18 protein-coding genes are annotated in these 16,667 nt (G+C 72.8%); 12 read left to right on the top strand and 6 right to left on the bottom strand.

Going from position 1 to position 16,667, the window contains the following annotated elements:
• Positions 1 to 115 precede the first annotated feature (115 nt).
• From AB0D48_RS02400 to amaP, 8 genes are all read left to right on the top strand, one after another.
• The gene (locus AB0D48_RS02400) at positions 116 to 1,714 is read left to right on the top strand and encodes an ABC-F family ATP-binding cassette domain-containing protein (protein ID WP_362389899.1); all 1,599 of its coding nucleotides are present in this window, start codon (positions 116 to 118) and stop codon (positions 1,712 to 1,714) included.
• A 335-nt stretch (positions 1,715 to 2,049) separates the two neighbouring features.
• Positions 2,050 to 2,271 carry a helix-turn-helix domain-containing protein gene (locus AB0D48_RS02395; RefSeq protein ID WP_030010789.1) on the top strand — a complete coding sequence of 74 codons (222 nt, stop codon included), beginning with the start codon at positions 2,050 to 2,052 and terminating at the stop codon, positions 2,269 to 2,271.
• Between the two features lie 168 nt (positions 2,272 to 2,439).
• On the top strand, positions 2,440 to 3,219 hold the full coding sequence (locus AB0D48_RS02390) for an enoyl-CoA hydratase/isomerase family protein (RefSeq protein WP_362389896.1): 780 nt from the start codon (positions 2,440 to 2,442) through the stop codon (positions 3,217 to 3,219).
• Positions 3,220 to 3,551: 332 nt separating this feature from the next.
• Positions 3,552 to 3,983, top strand: coding sequence for an Asp23/Gls24 family envelope stress response protein (locus AB0D48_RS02385; protein ID WP_362389894.1), 432 nt, complete (start codon positions 3,552 to 3,554; stop codon positions 3,981 to 3,983).
• Between the two features lie 17 nt (positions 3,984 to 4,000).
• Positions 4,001 to 4,186: a hypothetical protein gene (locus AB0D48_RS02380; protein WP_362389892.1), complete on the top strand. Its 186-nt coding sequence runs from the start codon at positions 4,001 to 4,003 to the stop codon at positions 4,184 to 4,186.
• Between the two features lie 7 nt (positions 4,187 to 4,193).
• A complete protein-coding gene (locus AB0D48_RS02375; RefSeq protein ID WP_362389890.1) occupies positions 4,194 to 4,568 on the top strand; it encodes a hypothetical protein in 375 nt (124 codons plus the stop codon).
• Positions 4,565 to 5,158 carry a DUF6286 domain-containing protein gene (locus AB0D48_RS02370; protein ID WP_362389888.1) on the top strand — a complete coding sequence of 198 codons (594 nt, stop codon included), beginning with the start codon at positions 4,565 to 4,567 and terminating at the stop codon, positions 5,156 to 5,158. Before AB0D48_RS02375 ends, AB0D48_RS02370 begins: the two co-directional genes overlap by 4 nt.
• Complete coding sequence (gene amaP / locus AB0D48_RS02365; protein ID WP_362389886.1) at positions 5,155 to 5,721, top strand: alkaline shock response membrane anchor protein AmaP; 567 nt, start codon at positions 5,155 to 5,157, stop codon at positions 5,719 to 5,721. Before AB0D48_RS02370 ends, amaP begins: the two co-directional genes overlap by 4 nt.
• An 18-nt stretch (positions 5,722 to 5,739) precedes the next feature.
• On the opposite strand, the gene AB0D48_RS02360 is transcribed toward amaP, so the two are convergent.
• From AB0D48_RS02360 to AB0D48_RS02335, 6 genes are all read right to left on the bottom strand, one after another.
• Positions 5,740 to 6,495 carry an SDR family oxidoreductase gene (locus AB0D48_RS02360; protein ID WP_362389884.1) on the bottom strand — a complete coding sequence of 252 codons (756 nt, stop codon included), beginning with the start codon at positions 6,493 to 6,495 and terminating at the stop codon, positions 5,740 to 5,742.
• Positions 6,496 to 6,504: 9 nt separating this feature from the next.
• Positions 6,505 to 7,314 (bottom strand): SURF1 family protein, encoded by an 810-nt coding sequence (locus tag AB0D48_RS02355; protein WP_362389882.1) that lies wholly within the window; start codon positions 7,312 to 7,314, stop codon positions 6,505 to 6,507.
• Positions 7,315 to 7,420: 106 nt separating this feature from the next.
• Entirely contained in the window at positions 7,421 to 7,654 is a 234-nt protein-coding gene (locus AB0D48_RS02350; RefSeq protein ID WP_328925016.1) for a hypothetical protein, read from the bottom strand.
• 125 nt (positions 7,655 to 7,779) lie between these two features.
• Positions 7,780 to 8,775, bottom strand: coding sequence for a DEDDh family exonuclease (locus AB0D48_RS02345; RefSeq protein WP_362389880.1), 996 nt, complete (start codon positions 8,773 to 8,775; stop codon positions 7,780 to 7,782).
• Between the two features lie 44 nt (positions 8,776 to 8,819).
• On the bottom strand, positions 8,820 to 11,465 hold the full coding sequence (locus AB0D48_RS02340; protein WP_362389878.1) for an MXAN_6230/SCO0854 family RING domain-containing protein: 2,646 nt from the start codon (positions 11,463 to 11,465) through the stop codon (positions 8,820 to 8,822).
• Between the two features lie 145 nt (positions 11,466 to 11,610).
• A complete protein-coding gene (locus tag AB0D48_RS02335; RefSeq protein ID WP_362389876.1) occupies positions 11,611 to 12,303 on the bottom strand; it encodes a TetR family transcriptional regulator in 693 nt (230 codons plus the stop codon).
• A 136-nt stretch (positions 12,304 to 12,439) separates the two neighbouring features.
• Between AB0D48_RS02335 and AB0D48_RS02330 the strand changes: the two genes are divergently transcribed.
• Genes AB0D48_RS02330 through AB0D48_RS02315 form a run of 4 tightly spaced genes read left to right on the top strand, consistent with a single transcriptional unit; the run spans position 12,440 to position 16,650 of the window.
• Positions 12,440 to 13,237 (top strand): acetoacetate decarboxylase family protein, encoded by a 798-nt coding sequence (locus AB0D48_RS02330; RefSeq protein WP_362389874.1) that lies wholly within the window; start codon positions 12,440 to 12,442, stop codon positions 13,235 to 13,237.
• A 1-nt stretch (position 13,238) separates the two neighbouring features.
• Positions 13,239 to 14,123, top strand: a complete 885-nt coding sequence (locus AB0D48_RS02325) for an SDR family NAD(P)-dependent oxidoreductase (protein WP_362389872.1) — start codon at positions 13,239 to 13,241, stop codon at positions 14,121 to 14,123.
• 11 nt (positions 14,124 to 14,134) lie between these two features.
• Positions 14,135 to 15,433 (top strand): amidohydrolase family protein, encoded by a 1,299-nt coding sequence (locus tag AB0D48_RS02320; protein ID WP_362389870.1) that lies wholly within the window; start codon positions 14,135 to 14,137, stop codon positions 15,431 to 15,433.
• Positions 15,430 to 16,650 (top strand): amidohydrolase family protein, encoded by a 1,221-nt coding sequence (locus AB0D48_RS02315; protein ID WP_362389868.1) that lies wholly within the window; start codon positions 15,430 to 15,432, stop codon positions 16,648 to 16,650. The genes AB0D48_RS02320 and AB0D48_RS02315 overlap by 4 nt, the downstream gene beginning before the upstream one ends.
• Positions 16,651 to 16,667 lie beyond the last annotated feature (17 nt).

Below are 16,667 nucleotides of genomic sequence, written 5' to 3'. Positions count from 1 at the left end.
GTAGTTGCGCACCCCCGGTAGAATGACTCCCATGGCAAATCTCCTCGCGGATTAGCGGCGTCGAAGCATCGCGTCCTGCCCCCCTTCCGCCGTCCCCCCGCCCTGGAGTATTTCCGTGATCACCGCCACCGGCGTCGAGCTGCGCGCCGGCGCCCGCGTCCTCATCGAGTCCGCCTCCTTCCGCATCGCCAAGGGCGACCGCATCGGCCTCGTCGGCCGCAACGGAGCCGGCAAGACCACCCTCACCAAGTGCCTCGCGGGCGAGGGACAGCCCGCCGCCGGTGCCATCACTCGCTCGGGCGAGGTCGGCTACCTCCCGCAGGACCCGCGCACCGGCGACCTCGACGTCCTGGCCAGCGACCGGATCCTGTCGGCGCGCGGCCTCGACGTCCTGCTCAAGAAGATGCGGATGAACGAGGAGCGCATCTCCAGCGGCTCCGGCGCCACCCGGGAGAAGGCACTGCGGCAGTACGAGCGCCAGGAGACCGAGTTCCTCACCAAGGGCGGGTACGCGGCCGAGTCCGAGGCCGCCACCATCTCGGCCGCCCTCGGCCTGCCCGACCGGGTGCTCGGCCAGCCGCTGCACACCCTCTCCGGCGGTCAGCGCCGCCGGGTCGAGCTCGCCCGGATCCTGTTCTCGGACGCGGACACCCTGCTCCTCGACGAGCCGACGAACCACCTCGACGCCGACTCGATCGTCTGGCTGCGGGACTACCTGAAGAACTACCGCGGCGGCTTCGTCGTGATCTCCCACGACGTCGACCTGGTCGAGACCGTCGTCAACAAGGTCTTCTACCTGGACGCCAACCGCGCCCAGATCGACGTCTACAACATGGGCTGGAAGCTCTACCAGCAGCAGCGCGAGGCCGACGAGAAGCGCCGCAAGCGCGAGCGCCAGAACGCGGAGAAGAAGGCCGCGGCCCTGAACTCGCAGGCCGACAAGATGCGCGCCAAGGCCACCAAGACCGTCGCCGCGCAGAACATGGCCAAGCGTGCCGAGCGGCTCCTGTCCGGCCTGGAGGCCGTCCGCGTCTCCGACAAGGTCGCCAAGCTCCGCTTCCCGGACCCGGCGCCCTGCGGCAAGACCCCGCTGACCGCCGAGGGCCTCTCGAAGTCGTACGGCTCGCTGGAGATCTTCACCGACGTCGACCTGGCCATCGACAAGGGCTCCCGGGTCGTCATCCTCGGCCTCAACGGCGCCGGCAAGACCACCCTGCTGCGTCTGCTGTCGGGCACCGAGAAGCCGGACACCGGCGTCGTGACCCCCGGCCACGGCCTCAAGCTCGGCTACTACGCCCAGGAGCACGAGACCCTGGACCCCGAGCGCACGGTCCTGGAGAACATGCGGTCCTCCGCGCCCGACCTGGACCTGGTGGCCGTGCGCAAGACGCTCGGCTCCTTCCTCTTCTCCGGGGACGACGTCGACAAGCCCGCCGGGGTGCTCTCCGGCGGCGAGAAGACCCGCCTGGCCCTGGCCACGCTGGTCGTCTCCTCGGCGAACGTGCTGCTGCTCGACGAGCCCACGAACAACCTCGACCCGGCCAGCCGCGAGGAGATCCTGGGCGCACTGCGCACCTACAAGGGTGCGGTCATCCTCGTCACGCACGACGAGGGCGCCGTCGAGGCGCTGGAGCCGGAGCGGATCATCCTGCTCCCGGACGGCGTCGAGGATCTGTGGGGCCCGGACTACCGGGACCTGGTCGCCCTCGCCTGATCCAATTCCTTATGGATCATTCGGCTCAGGGGTGATCCATCATCTGAGTGAGACGGTCTCGTACCGTTGCGCGTCGTACGGCGGCCCCGGCCGCGCCCCCGAGGGGGCGTGACCGGGGCCGCCCGTTTTCCGTCGCCCTGCCCCTGACCTGGTGATTTCCGGTGAGGGCGGCGAAGTGTGACGGACGTCATGTGGCGGAAGAGGAGATTCCGTTCTGCGCGGGTGTCCACCCCTCGGGAAATGCCGCCGTACCGACCTTGCTGAATGGGTGGCCAGGAAGCGTGGGAGGGGTGATCATGAGAAGTCCAGAGCGCACTTCCCACGAGGAGGCACGGGTGGCCGAGACTCTGAAGAAGGGCAGCCGGGTAACCGGCGCCGCGCGCGACAAGCTCGCGGCAGACCTGAAGAAGAAGTACGACTCCGGTGCGAGTATCCGGGCGCTGGCCGAAGAGACCGGCCGGTCCTACGGATTCGTCCACCGGATGCTAAGTGAGTCCGGGGTCTCGCTGCGCGGTCGCGGTGGCGCGACACGCGGCAAGAAGGCGGCTACGGCCTGACCCCGGTCCCATCGGTTCCAACGGTTGAATGCTTCAAGGCGTCAAAAGGCTTCAACATGGTCAAACGGTTCCTTCGGTGACCCCCGGTCGGCCTTGCGGTCGGCTGGGTGGTTACTGTGCAGTCACTTAGGCCGGGTTCGCGGCCGACTGCACACCGGAGGCATACGGATGACTCTGCTCGACAAGGACGGCGTACGACTCACCGTCGACGACGCGGTCGCCACGGTGACACTGACCAATCCGGCCAAGCGAAATGCCCAATCCCCCGCGCTCTGGCGGGCTTTGGCGGAGGCCGGAAGGTCGTTGCCGGGCACCGTCCGGGTCGTCGTGCTGCGCGGTGAGGGCAAGTCCTTCTCCGCAGGGCTCGACCGGCAGGCGTTCACCCCCGAGGGTTTCGAGGGCGAGCCGTCCTTCCTCGATCTGGCACGCGGTTCGGACGAACTGCTCGACTCCACCATTGCCGAGTACCAGGAGGCATTCACCTGGTGGCGGCGTAACGACATCGTCTCCGTCGCCGCCGTACAGGGGCACGCGATCGGCGCCGGCTTCCAGCTCGCGCTCGCGTGCGACCTGCGCGTGGTCGCGGACGACGTCCAGTTCGCCATGCGCGAGACCAGCCTCGGGCTGGTCCCCGACCTGGCGGGCACCCAGCCCCTCACCTCGCTGGTCGGGTACGCCCGCGCGCTGGAAATCTGCGCCACGGGCCGCTTCGTGCATGCCGAGGAGGCCGAGCGGGTCGGCCTCGCCAACCTCGTGGTTCCCGCGGACGAGCTCGACGCGGCAGTCCAGGACCTGACCACGGCGCTGCTGGCTCCGGCGCGGGACGCCGTCGTCGAGACCAAGGCGCTGCTGCGTGACGCGCAGTCGCGGCCGTACGACGACCAGCGTGCCGCCGAGCGCGCCGCCCAGGCCCGCCGCCTGCGCGACCTGGCAGGCCTGTCCGACTAACCCACGGCGCCACTGCCGGGGGATCCGCCCCCGGCGCCCCGCGCCTCGAACGCCGGCGGGGCTGGGACGTACCCCGGCAAGGCTGAAATTGCCCTGGGGGCCATCCAGCCGCGAGGCGGGCGGCATCAGCCAAATCCAGCCCCGCCGGCGTTCGAGGGGCGCGGGGTCTGTGGGGCGGAGCCCCAGGTCTTTCAGCCCCGCCGGCGATTGACGCGCGGGTGCGGGCGGAGCCCGGGAAACGGTTCCGGCCGAGCGGCGCAGTCCCGGGGCGGCGGCGGCTTCGCGCGCTTACCGTGGTGCGGAGGGAGTCCGTACGCGCGAAGGGACATGCGATGACCGAATCCGCATCGGGCAGCGCCGGCAAGGCGCCCGCCGACCGGGGCCGCACGAGCATCGCCGACGGCGTGGTCGAGAAGATCGCCGGGCTGGCCGCCCGTGAGGTGGTCGGCGTACACGCCATGGGCAGCGGCAGCGGACTCTCCCGTACCTTCGGCGCCGTCCGCGAACGCGTCCCCGGCGGCGCGAAGGCCTCCGTCAGCCGCGGCGTCAAGGCGGAGGTCGGCGAGACACAGACCGCCCTCGACCTGGAGATCGTCGTCGATTACGGCGTGTCGATCCGGGACGTGGCACGGGCTGTCCGTGAGAACGTCATCTCGGCGGTCGAGCGGATGACCAGCCTGGAGGTCGTCGAGGTCAACATCGCGGTCAGCGACGTCAAGCTGCCCGATGAGCCCGACGAGGAGCCGGAGTCGCGGCTCCAGTAGCCGAGAGGAGCCCCGCAATGAGCATGGCGGTCGCCGGCCTGTTCGCCGGCATGGCCCTGGCGTTCGCCGGGTATTTCGGCGGCTTCGGAGCCTTCCTGCTGGTGGCGGCGCTCGGAGCCGTCGGCTTCGTCGTCGGCCGGCTCCTGGACGGGGACCTGGAACCCGGTGACCTGATCCGTCGCCGTGACGACCGGCGCGGGTGAGGCGCCGGTGAGCACGTCGCCCCGGGCCACCCCGCCCCGGGTGGCGCCCGCCGACCGGGGGGCCACCCGTATCGCAGACCGGGTCGTCGCCAAGATCGCCGCGCAGTCGGCCCGGGAGGCGCTCGTCGCGCGGCCCGAGCAGGCGGCCGCCCCGCACGCCACGGTCACCGTGCACCACGACATCGCCCGGGTACGGGTGAGTCTGGAGCTCGACTACCCCTCCGACCTCGCCGCCCAGTGCGCGGCCGTACGCCGTCAGGTCGCCCTCCGCGTCGAGGAGTACGCCGGGATGTCCGTACCAGAAGTGGACATCGACATCGAGCACCTGCACTCCACGCACGTCCGGCCCACCACCGCCGGGCGGGACCGGCGGCTGCGGTGACCGACGACCCCCAGGCCCCCCAGGCCCCCCAGGCCCACCGGCCGCCCCGCGCGCCCCGGGCGCACCGGTTCCGTTCCGCCCGCCGCGTCCCGGCAGCCCTCACCGCCCTCGCCGTACTGGGAGTGGCGGGGCTGTTCCTGTACGACCTGGCCGCCGTACGGGCCGGCCGGCCCGGCATGCGGTGGCGCCGCGAACTCGCCGACCAGCTGGCCCGGCACACCCCGGCCGACCTGGGCGTGATGCTGGGCGGCGGGGCCCTCGCGGTGGCCGGGGCAGTGCTCCTGCTGCTGGCGCTGGCCCCCGGGAAGCGCGGGATCCTCCCGATGCTGCCCCCGGACCAGGCCGCCGGGGTACGTGCCGGGCTCGGTCGCAAGGACGCCGCGCAGGTACTGCGGGACCGGGCCATGGAGGTGTCCGGGGTGCGGACGGTCCGGGTCAAGGTGGGCCGATCCCGCATCGGGGTACGGGCCACCTCGCACTTCCGCGAGCTGGACGAGGTACGGGCCGACCTGGACGCGGTGGTCGCCGTCGGCATCGAGGAACTGGGCCTCGCGCACCCACCGCGGCCGCGCGTACGGGTCAGGAGGTGAGCGGCATGCTCGGGGTGGTGAACCGGGTCCTGCTGGCGCTGGCCGGCCTGGCCCTGATGGCGGCCGGGGCCGCGGTGCTCACGGCGTCCTGGCCCCTCGGCGGCCGGCACGCCCCGCTGCTGACGGCGGCGGCCCGGCGCCGGAACTGGCACGCCGAGGGCTGGTGGTGGTGGGCGGTGCTCGCCGGCCTCGCGCTGTGCGTGCTGCTGGCACTGTGGTGGCTGCTGGCCCAGCTGAGGCGTTCGCGGCTGCGGGCGGTGGCCGTCGACACCGGGGACGGGGCGTTCGCCCTGCTGCGGGGCCACGCACTGGAGCAGGCGGTGGCCGCGGAGGCCGGCGCCCTGGACGGCGTCGCCCGCTGCCGGGTCGCGCTGCGCGGCAGGCGGGGGTCGCCCGCGCTGCGGGTCGCGCTGGAACTCGAACCCCACGCCGTCCCGGCCGACGCCCTGGCCGCGCTCTCGGGCCCGGTCCTGACCCACGCCCGCACCTCCGCCGGCCTCGCCGGACTGCCGATGGAGGCACGCCTGAAGGTGACGTCGCACCCGGCCCGGCGGGTGACGTAGGCGTAGGGGGACGGCGGCTCAGAAACCGTGCCGGGAGCCGCCGTCGACCGGGACCATGACGCCCGTCAGGTACGAGGCCGCCGGGGAGAGCACGAACGCCGCGGTGCGGCCGAACTCCTGCGGAGTGCCGTAACGCCGCAGCGGGATGCGGGACTCGCTCCCGGCCCGCGCCGCCTCCGCGTCCCCGGACAGCTCGTCGAGCTCGCGCACGCGGTCGGTGTCGATCCGCCCGGGGAGCAGGCCGACGACCCGGATCCCGCGCGGGCCGAGATCCACCGAGAGGGACTTGGCGAAGCCGGCCAGGCCCGGGCGCAGGCCGTTCGAGATGGTCAGGCCGGGGATCGGCTCGTGGACCGAGCCCGACAGGACGAAGCCGATGACCCCACCCTCGCCCAGATCGGCGGCGGCCGCCCGCGCGAGGCGGACCGCGCCCAGGAAGACCGACTCGAAGGCGGCCGCCCACTGCTCGTCGGTGTTGTCGGCCGCGAGGCCCGGGGCCGGGCCGCCGACGCTGATGAGGATGCCGTCGAAGCGTCCGAAGCGCTCGCGCGCGGTCTCGATGAGGCGCCCGGCCGCCGACGGGTCGGCGTTGTCGGCCACCACTGCGACCGCGTTCGGGCCGAGCGAGGCGGCGGCGTCGGCCGCCCGCTCCTCGTCCCGGCCGGTCACGACGACCTTCGCGCCGTCGGCGGTCAGTTCCCGGGCGGAGGCGAATCCGAGGCCGCGCGTGGCCCCGGTGACGATGTAGACACGGTCCTTCAGTCCAAGATCCATGCCGACACGCTACGCCGTCGCCGGTTCCCGGTCGGCCCCGGATCCGGGGCCGGCCGTCTCTCCCGACGCCGCCGCCTCCTCGCGCTCGCGCTTCTCCCGCCGTACGAGGACCAGCCAGCCCACCGGGACCGCGGCCGTGAACAGCCACCACTGGACGGCGTAGGCCATGTGGGGGCCGATCGAGTCGTGGTCGGGCTCGGCGATGGGCTCCGGGCTGCCGTCGGGGGCGGCCGGGCGGTCGAGTTCGAGATAGCCGCCGAGGACGGGCCTGCCCAGGTACTCCGCCTGCTGCGCGCTGTTGATCAGCATCACCTGGCGGTCCGGCAGGCCCTTGCGGTCCTTGATGCCGCTGCCGCCGCTGGTCTCGTCGGCCTTCAGCCGGCCGGTGACCGTGAGCTGGCCCGAGGGGGCGGCCGGCACCGGCGGGTACGCGCGGGGGTCGTCGCCGCCCGGCACCCAGCCGCGGTTCACGAGCACCGCCCGGCCGTCGGCCAGGACGAGCGGGGTCACGACGTGGAAGCCGACCTTGTCGTCCGCCGAGGTCCGCATCCGTACGACCACTTCGTGCGCGGTGTCGTACGTGCCGGTCGCGGTGACCGTCCGCCAGAAGTCCGCGCGGGGGACCTGGTGGCCGGGGGAGGTGACCTCGGTCACGGGTACCGGCTTCGCCGACAGGTTCGCGGCGATCAGCTCGTTCTGGGCGACCCGGTGCTCATGGCGGTGGAACTGCCAGAACCCCAGCTTGATCATCGCGGGGATGAGGACGAGGGCGATGAGGGTGAGGCACACCCACTGCCGGGTCAGCACAAAGCGGTACACGCCCACGACGGTACCCCCAGCGGATCGGCCCCGGACGGCCGGGTGGCCGTCCGGAGTCACGGGTACGGGGTCACGGGGTACGGGGACGCGGTGCCGGGCGTGGTCGTCAGGCGTGGTCCTTGATGCCCACCTTCCCTTCCGCGCGGGCGCAGTGCGCCCCGCAGAACCACTGCCCCTCGACCTCGACGCCCTGTCCGATGATCTGGACGCGGCAGTGCTCGCAGATGGGCGCCATGCGGTGAATGGCGCAGGAGAAGCAGTCGAAGACGTGCACGGCGCCCTGCGCGTGCACTTCGAACGACATGCCGTAATCGTTTCCGCAGACCTCACAACGTGCCATGCGCCGCATGCTCCGCACGACGGGGGACCGGAACAAGATCCACCGGGGTGAGTCGCCGCGCCGGCACCCGCCCGGCGCAACGTCCGGGCCTAGGGCCCGTGCTCGGGGTCGGGCTCAGCCCGTGCTCAGCCGTCGGACCCGGCCTGGTCCTCGGCCGCCGCCACGTCCCGCAGCAGCTGGGTGAAGGCCGCCTCGTCGACGACCGGAGTGCCGAACGACTTCGCCTTTACCGTCTTCGAGGTCGCCGAGTCGGGGTCGTTCGTCACCAGCAGGCTGGTGAGGCGCGAGACACTCGTCGCGACGTGCAGGCCCGCCTCGACCGCGCGGTCCTCCAGCAGCTCCCGGTCCACCGAGGTGTCGCCGGAGAAGGCGATCCGCATGCCCTGCTTCAGCGGCTCGCCGTCCTCGAAGCGCCCCGGGTTCGGGTACGGGCACGGCGGCCGCTTGCGCGAGGGCCGCCAGCTGCCGCTCCCGTACGAGGCCTGGTACCCGACGCGCGGGGTGACGGGGGAGTCCGACCACTCCGTCAGCGGCCGGCACTCCAGCAGGGGCAGCCGTACGCCGTCGCGCGCGGCCGCGTGCAGGGACGGACGGAACGCCTCCGCCAGCACCCGGGCGTCGTCGAGCGCGTGGTGCGCGCGCTGCTGGACCACGCCGAAGTGCGCGGCGAGCGACTCCAGCTTGTGGTTGGGCAGCGGGAGGTTCAGTTCCTTCGACAGGGCGATGGTGCACAGCCGCTGACGGACCGGCGCGGTCTCGGCGGCCCGCGCGTACTCCCGGGCGATCATCTGCCAGTCGAAGATGGCGTTGTGCGCGACCAGCACCCGGTCCGCGAGCCGGCCGGCGAACTCCCCGGCGATGTCCTTGAACAGTGGCGCGTCGGCGAGCACCTCGGTCGTCAGCCCGTGGATCCACACCGGACCCGGATCCCGCTGCGGGTTGACCAGGGTGTACCAGTGGTCCTCCACGTTGCCCTGCGCGTCGAGCCGGTAGACGGCGGCGGAGACTATCCGGTCGTCGCGAGCGAGCCCGGTGGTCTCCACGTCGACGACCGCGTACCCCTGTGGGTACGCGGTCGGCCACATCGTCTCTGCGGTCGTACGGTCGTCGAGCATGGTCACAGAGGATATCGGCCCCGACTGACAGCCGTGGCCGCGATGCCCGCTCAGCCCAGCTCCGCCACCAGCTCCCCGGCGTTCACCCGGTCGAAGTCCCCGGGCAGTTCGACCGGCCCCGGGAACAGCCGGTACGCCGTCCCCGAAGCCCCGGGCGGGGCCACGCTCTCGTGGACCAGGGCGAGGAACACCCGCTTCCCCGCCGCCACTTCGGCGGCGTCCGCGTCGGCGTCCGCCGCCTCGCGCCGCTCCTGCGGCGGCGCCAGGGCCGAGACCCGGGCGGCGAAGACGGCCACCGGCTCGCCGTCCCCGGCCCGGTACAGCCACAGCTCGTCGGGCAGCGCCGGACGCGCGGCCCGGCGTATGACGGCCACTTCGCGGCAGCGGGCCGCGGCCCGCCACACCGCCAGGTCCCACAGGCTCGTACGGGCGCCGGAGCCGAAGTGCTCCCACACGTCGCGGGCCACGGCCGCCAGCCGCTCCCCGTGCGAGGCCACGCTCTGGAAGCCGCCCGACGCAGGCAGGTGGACGTCCGCCCACAGGGACCGGCGGGAGGTGAGGTCCACCACCATCGGCAGGCACACCCGTGACTGCCCGGCGAGGTCGAAGCGCTGGCGGACGGTGCGCGGGTCGTACGAGGAGTCGCGCGGCCCGTCCGCCGCCAGGGCCATGAAGCCCGCGAAGGCGTCCGGCAGCTCGTCGAAGGGCACGTTGTTGTAGCTGAAGACCAGCGGGACCGCGTACGCGTCGCCGTTCTTCGTCAGAGCGGCCAGGTCGAGGTCCACGTACTCGGTGGCGCCGTCCGGCGCGGGCGCCGAGGTGAGGTCGCCCGAGTGGGTGGCGGCCCCGCGCGGCCCGTGCCGGAGGCTGGTGTAGTCGCACAGACCGGTGAACTTCCAGTCGGCGTCGAAGAAGGCGACGGACAGGTCGAGGTCGGTGCGGTTTCCCGCGGGCTCCGTCCAGTGCAGGAACAGCCGCAGCACCTCGCCCTCGGGCAGCGTCTGCGTGCTGCCACGGGGGACGGCCACCAGCGCCTTGGCGGCGGTGCGCTCGCCGAAGGGCACGGTGAGGTCGGCCAGCCCGGAATCGAGGACGGCCAGGTCGTACGGCTCCTCCCCGGCGGCGCCGAACCGCCGCAGCACCTCCTCCTCCAGCCGGGCCACCACCGCCGCGACGAGCGGCGCGGGCAGCGGCGGGCGGGCCTCGGTGACGGACTGCGCGGACGCCACCTGGCCGCGCGGGAAGAACACGCGCCGGCTTCCGGTGCGGTCCTCGGCGCGCACGCGCAGCGCGCCGAGCGCGGACAGCAGCGGGCCCGCGCCGACCGAGGGCAGCCCGCGCGCGAGTGCTTCGTCCAGCCCGGGGACGAGGTCCTCGCCCGGATGCAGGCGCAGCAGATGGTCGAGGCGGCGTACGAGTTCACCCGGCCGCTGCCCGGCCAGCGCGGCGGCCGCCCCCGCGTCCCCCTGCGCCAGGGCCTCTTCGACCCGGCCGGCCCAGGTGGCGGGCCGGATCCGGTCCCCGTCCACGCGGACGGCCCCCGGGTGCGCGGCGGCCGTCCCCAGCAGCGCGGCACCGAGGGGTGTGGCGGCGGACACGGTGGTGCCCCGCAGCACGGCGAAGGCGAGCGCGGCCCTCGGGTGCCGGGTGTGCCGCTCGAAGGGGTGCATGCGCTCCGCGACCCGCTTCCAGGCGACGGGGTGCCGCAGCAGGTCCTCGACCAGGTACTCCGGGTTCAACGCGTCGAGCACGCTGAGGAGTTCCCGGCGCAGCGGCCGGTCGATGTTCGCGAACCGGGGGAGCGGCAGCAGGCCCGCATCCCCGCCCGAGATCACGGCGAGCAGCCGAAGCACGTCGGTGGCCGTGGTGAGGCGCCCGGCGAGGAGGGAACGCGTCGCGTCCTGGGTCCGCCGGTTGCCCAGCAGCGTGCCGAGCACCTGCGCCTTGGTCTCCCGTACGGGGATCTCCTCGGGGAGCCAGCCGAGGCCGGCCGGGGCGGCGGGGAGCAGCACGGCCAGGTCGTCGCGGTCCTCGGGGGACAGCGGGGTCTGCCGGGCGAGCAGCGAGGCGACCACCCGGGCGCAGTCGTCCGGGAGGTCGGTGCCGAGCCGGAGCAGCCGCAGCGGGCCCGACGGCAGGCCCTTGACCTTGCGGGCGCCCCGCGTGGTGCGGTCGGACCGGGCGGTGTGCTCGTCGGGGTCCGGGCGCAGGAAGGGGTCGGCGGGATCGACGCGCCGGTGGCAGACGGGGCAGCCGGTGTAGTCGGCGCCGTCCCAGCAGGCCCGGCAGACGAGGTGGGCGCAGGGGGCGACGGGGTGGACCGTGCGGGTCTCGCCGCACAGTACGCACGGCTGCTCGGGTTCCTGGAGCAGCAGGGCGAAGACACGCCTGACGTACCAGCGCTCGGTGTCGTGCGGGATCGAGAAGGGGAAGCGGCGGAAGAGCGGCTTGTGCACCCGGTCGGCGCCCATCGGCTCGTCCACCAGGGCGAGCAGCCGCAGCCGCTCCTCGGCGAGGTCGGTCGGCGCAAGGACCGAGAGCGCCGCGTGCAGTTCCGGGCTCAGCCCGTGGCCGCGCTCCAGGAGCTCGCCCTCCAGGGGCCGCACCCCTTCGCGGCCGGGCGACGCGGCCGCCGGCGGCTGGTCGACGTACACGGTCCGGAGCCGGCGCAGCAGGATGGACTCGATGGCAGACACTGGTGGATTCCCCTCCGCGAACGACAAAGCGGGGGCGGAGAGTGGGCGCGCGGGTTCTTTTCATAAAGGATGAGAAGGATGCACGCCGCGGAGCCGCCCCCGCACGGCTGATCCCATCACGGGCCCGCGAGCAGGGGCAAGCCGATTAGGGGCTGTCCTGCGGGTCGGGGTCGGACAGGGCGGGCCGGCCCGGTCCTGGTCCGCCGGACAGCCCCTGGCCGCCGGGTTTCAGCAGGGCGGCCGTCAGGGCCCGTACGGCGATCAGGAAGATCCGCTCCGGATCTGCCGGGCGGGCGAGCGCGCGGGCGAGCGCCGGGTCGTGGGGGGCGGCGGCCGGATCCCAGAGTTCACTCTCGGCCGGGGACTGGGCGGGCGAGCGTTCGCGATTGCGCTCGACCAGGAGGAAGCCGACGATCTGGAACTGGATCGCGCGCACGGCGTCGGCCGCCTGGGCGCCGCGCAGACCCGCGGCCTGCACCTCGTGCACGAGGGCCTGCTGCGCCGGCAGGAACATCCGGTCGGTGAGACCGCGTTCGTGGACCATCGCGATCAGGTGCGGGCGTTCGCGCAGTTCGCGGCGCAGCGTCCGGGCCACCGACAGGATCCGGTCGCCGGGGGTACGGCCGGTGGGGCGGATGGCGCCCATCTCCTCGACGGTCCGCTCCACGAGGGCGTCGAGCAGTGATTCGCGGTTTCCGACGTGCCAGTAGATGGACGTCACGGCGGTGCCCAGCTCCGCGGCGAGTTTGCGCATGGTCAGGGCTGCCGGACCGTGCCGCTTGACCAGGGACGCGGCGGCGTCGAGCACCTCCGGGCGGGTCAGCGTGGATCTGGCCATGTCGGCGGCCGCCAATCTGTCGGAACGTCAGTTCTGGTGGGTGCAGGGGTCTTTACCCTTCATCGGCGTCGGTGTAACTGTGTTACAGAACCTCCCCCGCTACCGCTGGGAGGGGCCCAGAAGGGTGGTGCGAGACATGGCACGCGTACGGTACGGAGCGCGCACCGAGGCCGAGATCGCGGCGTCGCGCGAGAAGAGTTCCAAGCTTCCCGACATCTGGTCCACCGGCGTGGTGGCCGTCTGGGAGAGCGACCCGGACGTGGTGGCGGCGGTCCTGCCACCGCCGCTCAAGCCCGCCGACCGGCCCCTGGTGCGGGCCAACATCAGCAAGGTCGACCTGCCCGGCTACCCCCTCGGCGCGGGCTCGGTGGCCGTCGCCGCCCAGCACGGCGGGGTCGAGGGCTGGTACCCGCTGGTCATGCCGATGACCCACGAGCGCGCCCTGATCGGCGGCCGCGAGGTCTTCGGCGAGCCGAAGAAGCTGGGCGAGGTCACCGTCGAGCGCGAGGGGCTGGTCGTACGGGCCTCGCTGGCCCGGCACGGTATCGCCTTCGTGGAGGTGCGCGGGGCGGTCGACCGCGAACTGCCGGTGCCCGAGCCCACCCAGAAGACCGACTTCTACTTCAAGTTCCTGCCCGCCGTGGACGGTTCGGGCTTCGACGCCGATCCGGTCCTCGTGCACTGCACGCGCAACGAGAAGGTCCGCAAGCTGGAGCACATCACCGGGGACGTGGTGCTGCGCGAGTCGATGTTCGACCCCGTGGCCGACCTCCCCGTACGCCGGCTCGTGGAGATCACCATCGGCGAGAAGACCACCGACCAGAAGGGCAGGGTGGTCGAGCGGGTCAGCGCCCAGGCCCTGCTCCCGTACGTCCACCAGCGCTACGACGACCCGATGCAGATCCTCGACGGGCCGCCCGAGGGGAGTGTGTGACGTGCGACTCGAACCGGGACAGGTCGCCGTCGTCACCGGCGCCGCCAGCGGCATCGGCCTCGCCATGGGCCGCCGCTTCGCCGCCGAGGGGATGAAGGTCGTCCTCGCCGACGTCGAGGAAGCCGCCCTGCGCAAGGCCGCCGACGAGCTCGCCGCGGACGGCGCCCAGGTGCTCGCCAAGGCCGTCGACGTCAGCGACCGCGACTCGGTGGTCTCGCTCGCCGACGCCGCGTACGAGACCTTCGGCGCCGTGCACGTGCTCTGCAACAACGCGGGCGTCGGCTCGGGCGCCGAGGGCCGGATGTGGGAGCACGAGCCCAACGACTGGAAGTGGGCCTTCTCCGTCAACGTGTGGGGCGTGTTCCACGGCATCCAGGCCTTCGTCCCCCGCATGATCGCCTCCGGCGCCCCCGGCCACGTCGTCAACACCTCCTCCGGAGACGGCGGCATCGCCCCCTTGCCCACCGCCTCCGTCTACGCCGTCACCAAGGCGGCCGTGGTCACCATGACCGAGTCCCTGTACGCCCACCTCAAGGCGGAGGGCGCGGCCGTCGGCGCCTCTGTCCTCTTCCCGGGACCGCACATGCTGCGCACCGGACTGTGGGAGTCCCACCGCAACCGGCCCGAGCGGTACGCGAAGCAGCGCCCGCGCAAGTCCCCGTACCGCAGCCTCGACCAGTACGAGGCCGCGATGCGGCAGGCCGGCCACGAGGTGAACTTCACCCCGGTCGAGGAGGTCGCCGAGCACGTCGTCGACGGCATCCGCGCCGACCGGTTCTGGATGCTCCCGGCGAGCGAGCACAGCGACCGGCAGATCCGCGCCCGGTCGCAGTCGATGCTCGACCGGGCCAACCCCGCCTACCTGGAAAGCTTCATCCTCGACTGAGGGGCGTTGTAGTGAGTGCGTACGAAGACCCGTACCTGATCATCTCCTCCGACTGCCACGCGGGCCTCCCCACGGAGCAGTACCGGCCCTACCTCGACTCCCGATTCCACCGCCAGTTCGACGAGTTCCTCGGCGAGCGCGACGCCCGCCGCGCGGAGGCCACCCGCCTGGGCGTCCGCAACGAAGCCTTCGCCGAGAAGTGGTTCCACGACCACGAGGAAGGCCTCAAGGGCGGCTGGGACACCGGACAGCGGCTGAAGGAACTCGACGGCGACGGCGTGGCCGGCGAGGTCGTCTTCCCCGACGCGGACGCCGTCGACAGCCAGACCGCGGCCCCCTTCGGGGTGGGCCTGGGGCTCTCCGGCGACCAGGACCCCGAGCTCGGCATGGCGGGCGCGCAGGCGCACAACCGCTGGCTGGCGGAGTTCGTCGCCGACGGGAACGCCGAGAACGCAGCACGCCACTGCGGGGTCGCCCTGCTCCCCATCACGGGTGAGCCGAGAGAGGTCGTCGCGGAGATCCACCGGGCCAAGGAGTCCGGGCTGGGCGCGCTGATGATCCCGGCGATGTGGGTGGACAAGGCGCCCTACCACGACCGGCGCTACGACCCCGTGTGGGCGGCTGCGGCCGAGACGCGGATGCCGATCGTCACGCACTCCGGGTCCTCGCCGCGCCACGAGTACGGCGACCACCTGGGCATCTTCGTCTCCGAGGTCACCTGGTGGCCGGCCCGCCCGCTGTGGTTCCTGCTCTGGTCGGGGGTCTTCGAGCGGCACCCCGGCCTCAGGTTCGGCGTGGCGGAGTCGGGCTGCTGGTGGCTGCCGAACCAGCTCTGGTTCATGGACCGCCTCTACCTCGGGGCGCACGGCGGCAAGAAGCTCTCGCCGTTCGAGGAGCTGAAGCGCCCGCCGAGCGAGTACCTGGACCGGCAGGTCTTCATCTGCGCGACGAACACCAAGCGGCGCGAACTGGCCCAGCGCTACGAGATCGGCGTGGACAACATCCTGTGGGGCTCGGACTTCCCGCACCCCGAGGGCACCTGGCCGGCCACCCGGAACTGGCTGAAGAAGACCTTCCACGACATCCCGGTGGAGGAGACCCGCCGCATGCTCGGCCTGGCCGCGGCCGAGGTCTTCGGCTTCGACACGGAGAAACTGGCACCGATCGCCCGCCGGATCGGCCCCACCCCGGCCGAGCTGGGCCAGTCCCCGGACCAGGCGGCGGTGGAGGCCTCCTGGGCGCGCTCCCGCGAGGTGGGCCGGCACTGGCTGACGGAGCACGACTTCCCGGTCCTGGGGGTCTCGGAATGACCGGCGACCGGTACACCGTGATCTCGGCGGACTGCCACGCGGGCGCCGACCTGCTGGACTACAAGCCGTACCTGGAGAAGCGGTACCACGACGACTTCGACGCCTGGGCCGCCACCTACGTGAACCCGTACGAGGACCTCCTCGCGGACACGGCGGACCGGAACTGGAATTCGGCGCGCCGCCTCGCCGAGCTCGAAGCGGACGGCATCGTCGCGGAAGTCGTCTTCCCCAACACCATCCCGCCGTTCTTCCCCAAGGCCTCCCTGATGGCGCAGCAACCGACCGCCGCGGAGTACGCGATGCGCTGGGCGGGGCTGCAGGCCCACAACCGCTGGCTGGCGGACTTCTGCGCGGACGCGCCGGGCCGCCGCGCGGGCGTGGTCCAGATCCTGCTGAACGACGTGGACGCGGCGGTGAAGGAGATCCGCCGTACGAAGGAGGCCGGCCTGACGGGCGGCATCCTGCTGCCCGGAGTCCCGCCCGGCTCGACGGTCCCGGAGCTCTACTCGGCCGCGTACGACCCGATCTGGGCGGTGTGCGACGAGCTGGACGTACCGGTCAACCACCACGGCGGCTCGGCGTCCCCGCCGCTCGGCGACGAACCGGCGGCCCGCGCCGTGTTCATGGTGGAGACGACCTGGTTCTCGCACCGCGCCCTGTGGCACCTCATCTTCGGCGGCGCCTTCCGCCGCCACCCGGGGCTCAAGCTGGTCCTGACGGAGCAGGGCTCCGGCTGGATCCCGGGCGTGATGGAGATGCTGGACTACTACCACGGCCGGCTGGTCGCGGCCTCCTCGACGGCCGAGTCCAAGTTCGGTGCGGGCCTGGCGGAGTCCATGGGCAAGGGGCCGGGCGAAGTCTGGCGGGACAACTGCTTCGTGGGAGCGAGCTTCATGCGCCCCCACGAGGTCCCGCTGCGGGAGCGGATCGGCCTCGACAAGATCATGTGGGGCAGCGACTACCCCCACGACGAGGGCACCACGCCGTTTTCCCGCGAAGGCCTGCGCATCGCCTACGCGGGCCTCCCGCCGGAGGAGGTCGCCGCGATGGTCGGCGGCAACGCGGCCCGCGTCTACGGCTTCGACCTGCGGATGCTGGACGCGGTGGCGGCGAAGCACGGTCCCCTGGTCTCCGAGATCGCCGAGCCCCTGACGGAGGTCCCCCCGGAAGCCACCAGCCCGGCCTTCGCCCGAGGGGGGTCGGTCCGGGTCTGGTGACGCCCGGCTCCCGCCGG

Origin of the sequence: Streptomyces sp. NPDC048269 (assembly GCF_040652395.1) — a bacterium.
In the GTDB taxonomy this organism is placed as follows: Bacteria; Actinomycetota; Actinomycetes; order Streptomycetales; family Streptomycetaceae; genus Streptomyces.
Note: the sequence above shows the minus strand (reverse complement) of the source record. Positions and strands in the feature narration are given on the sequence as shown.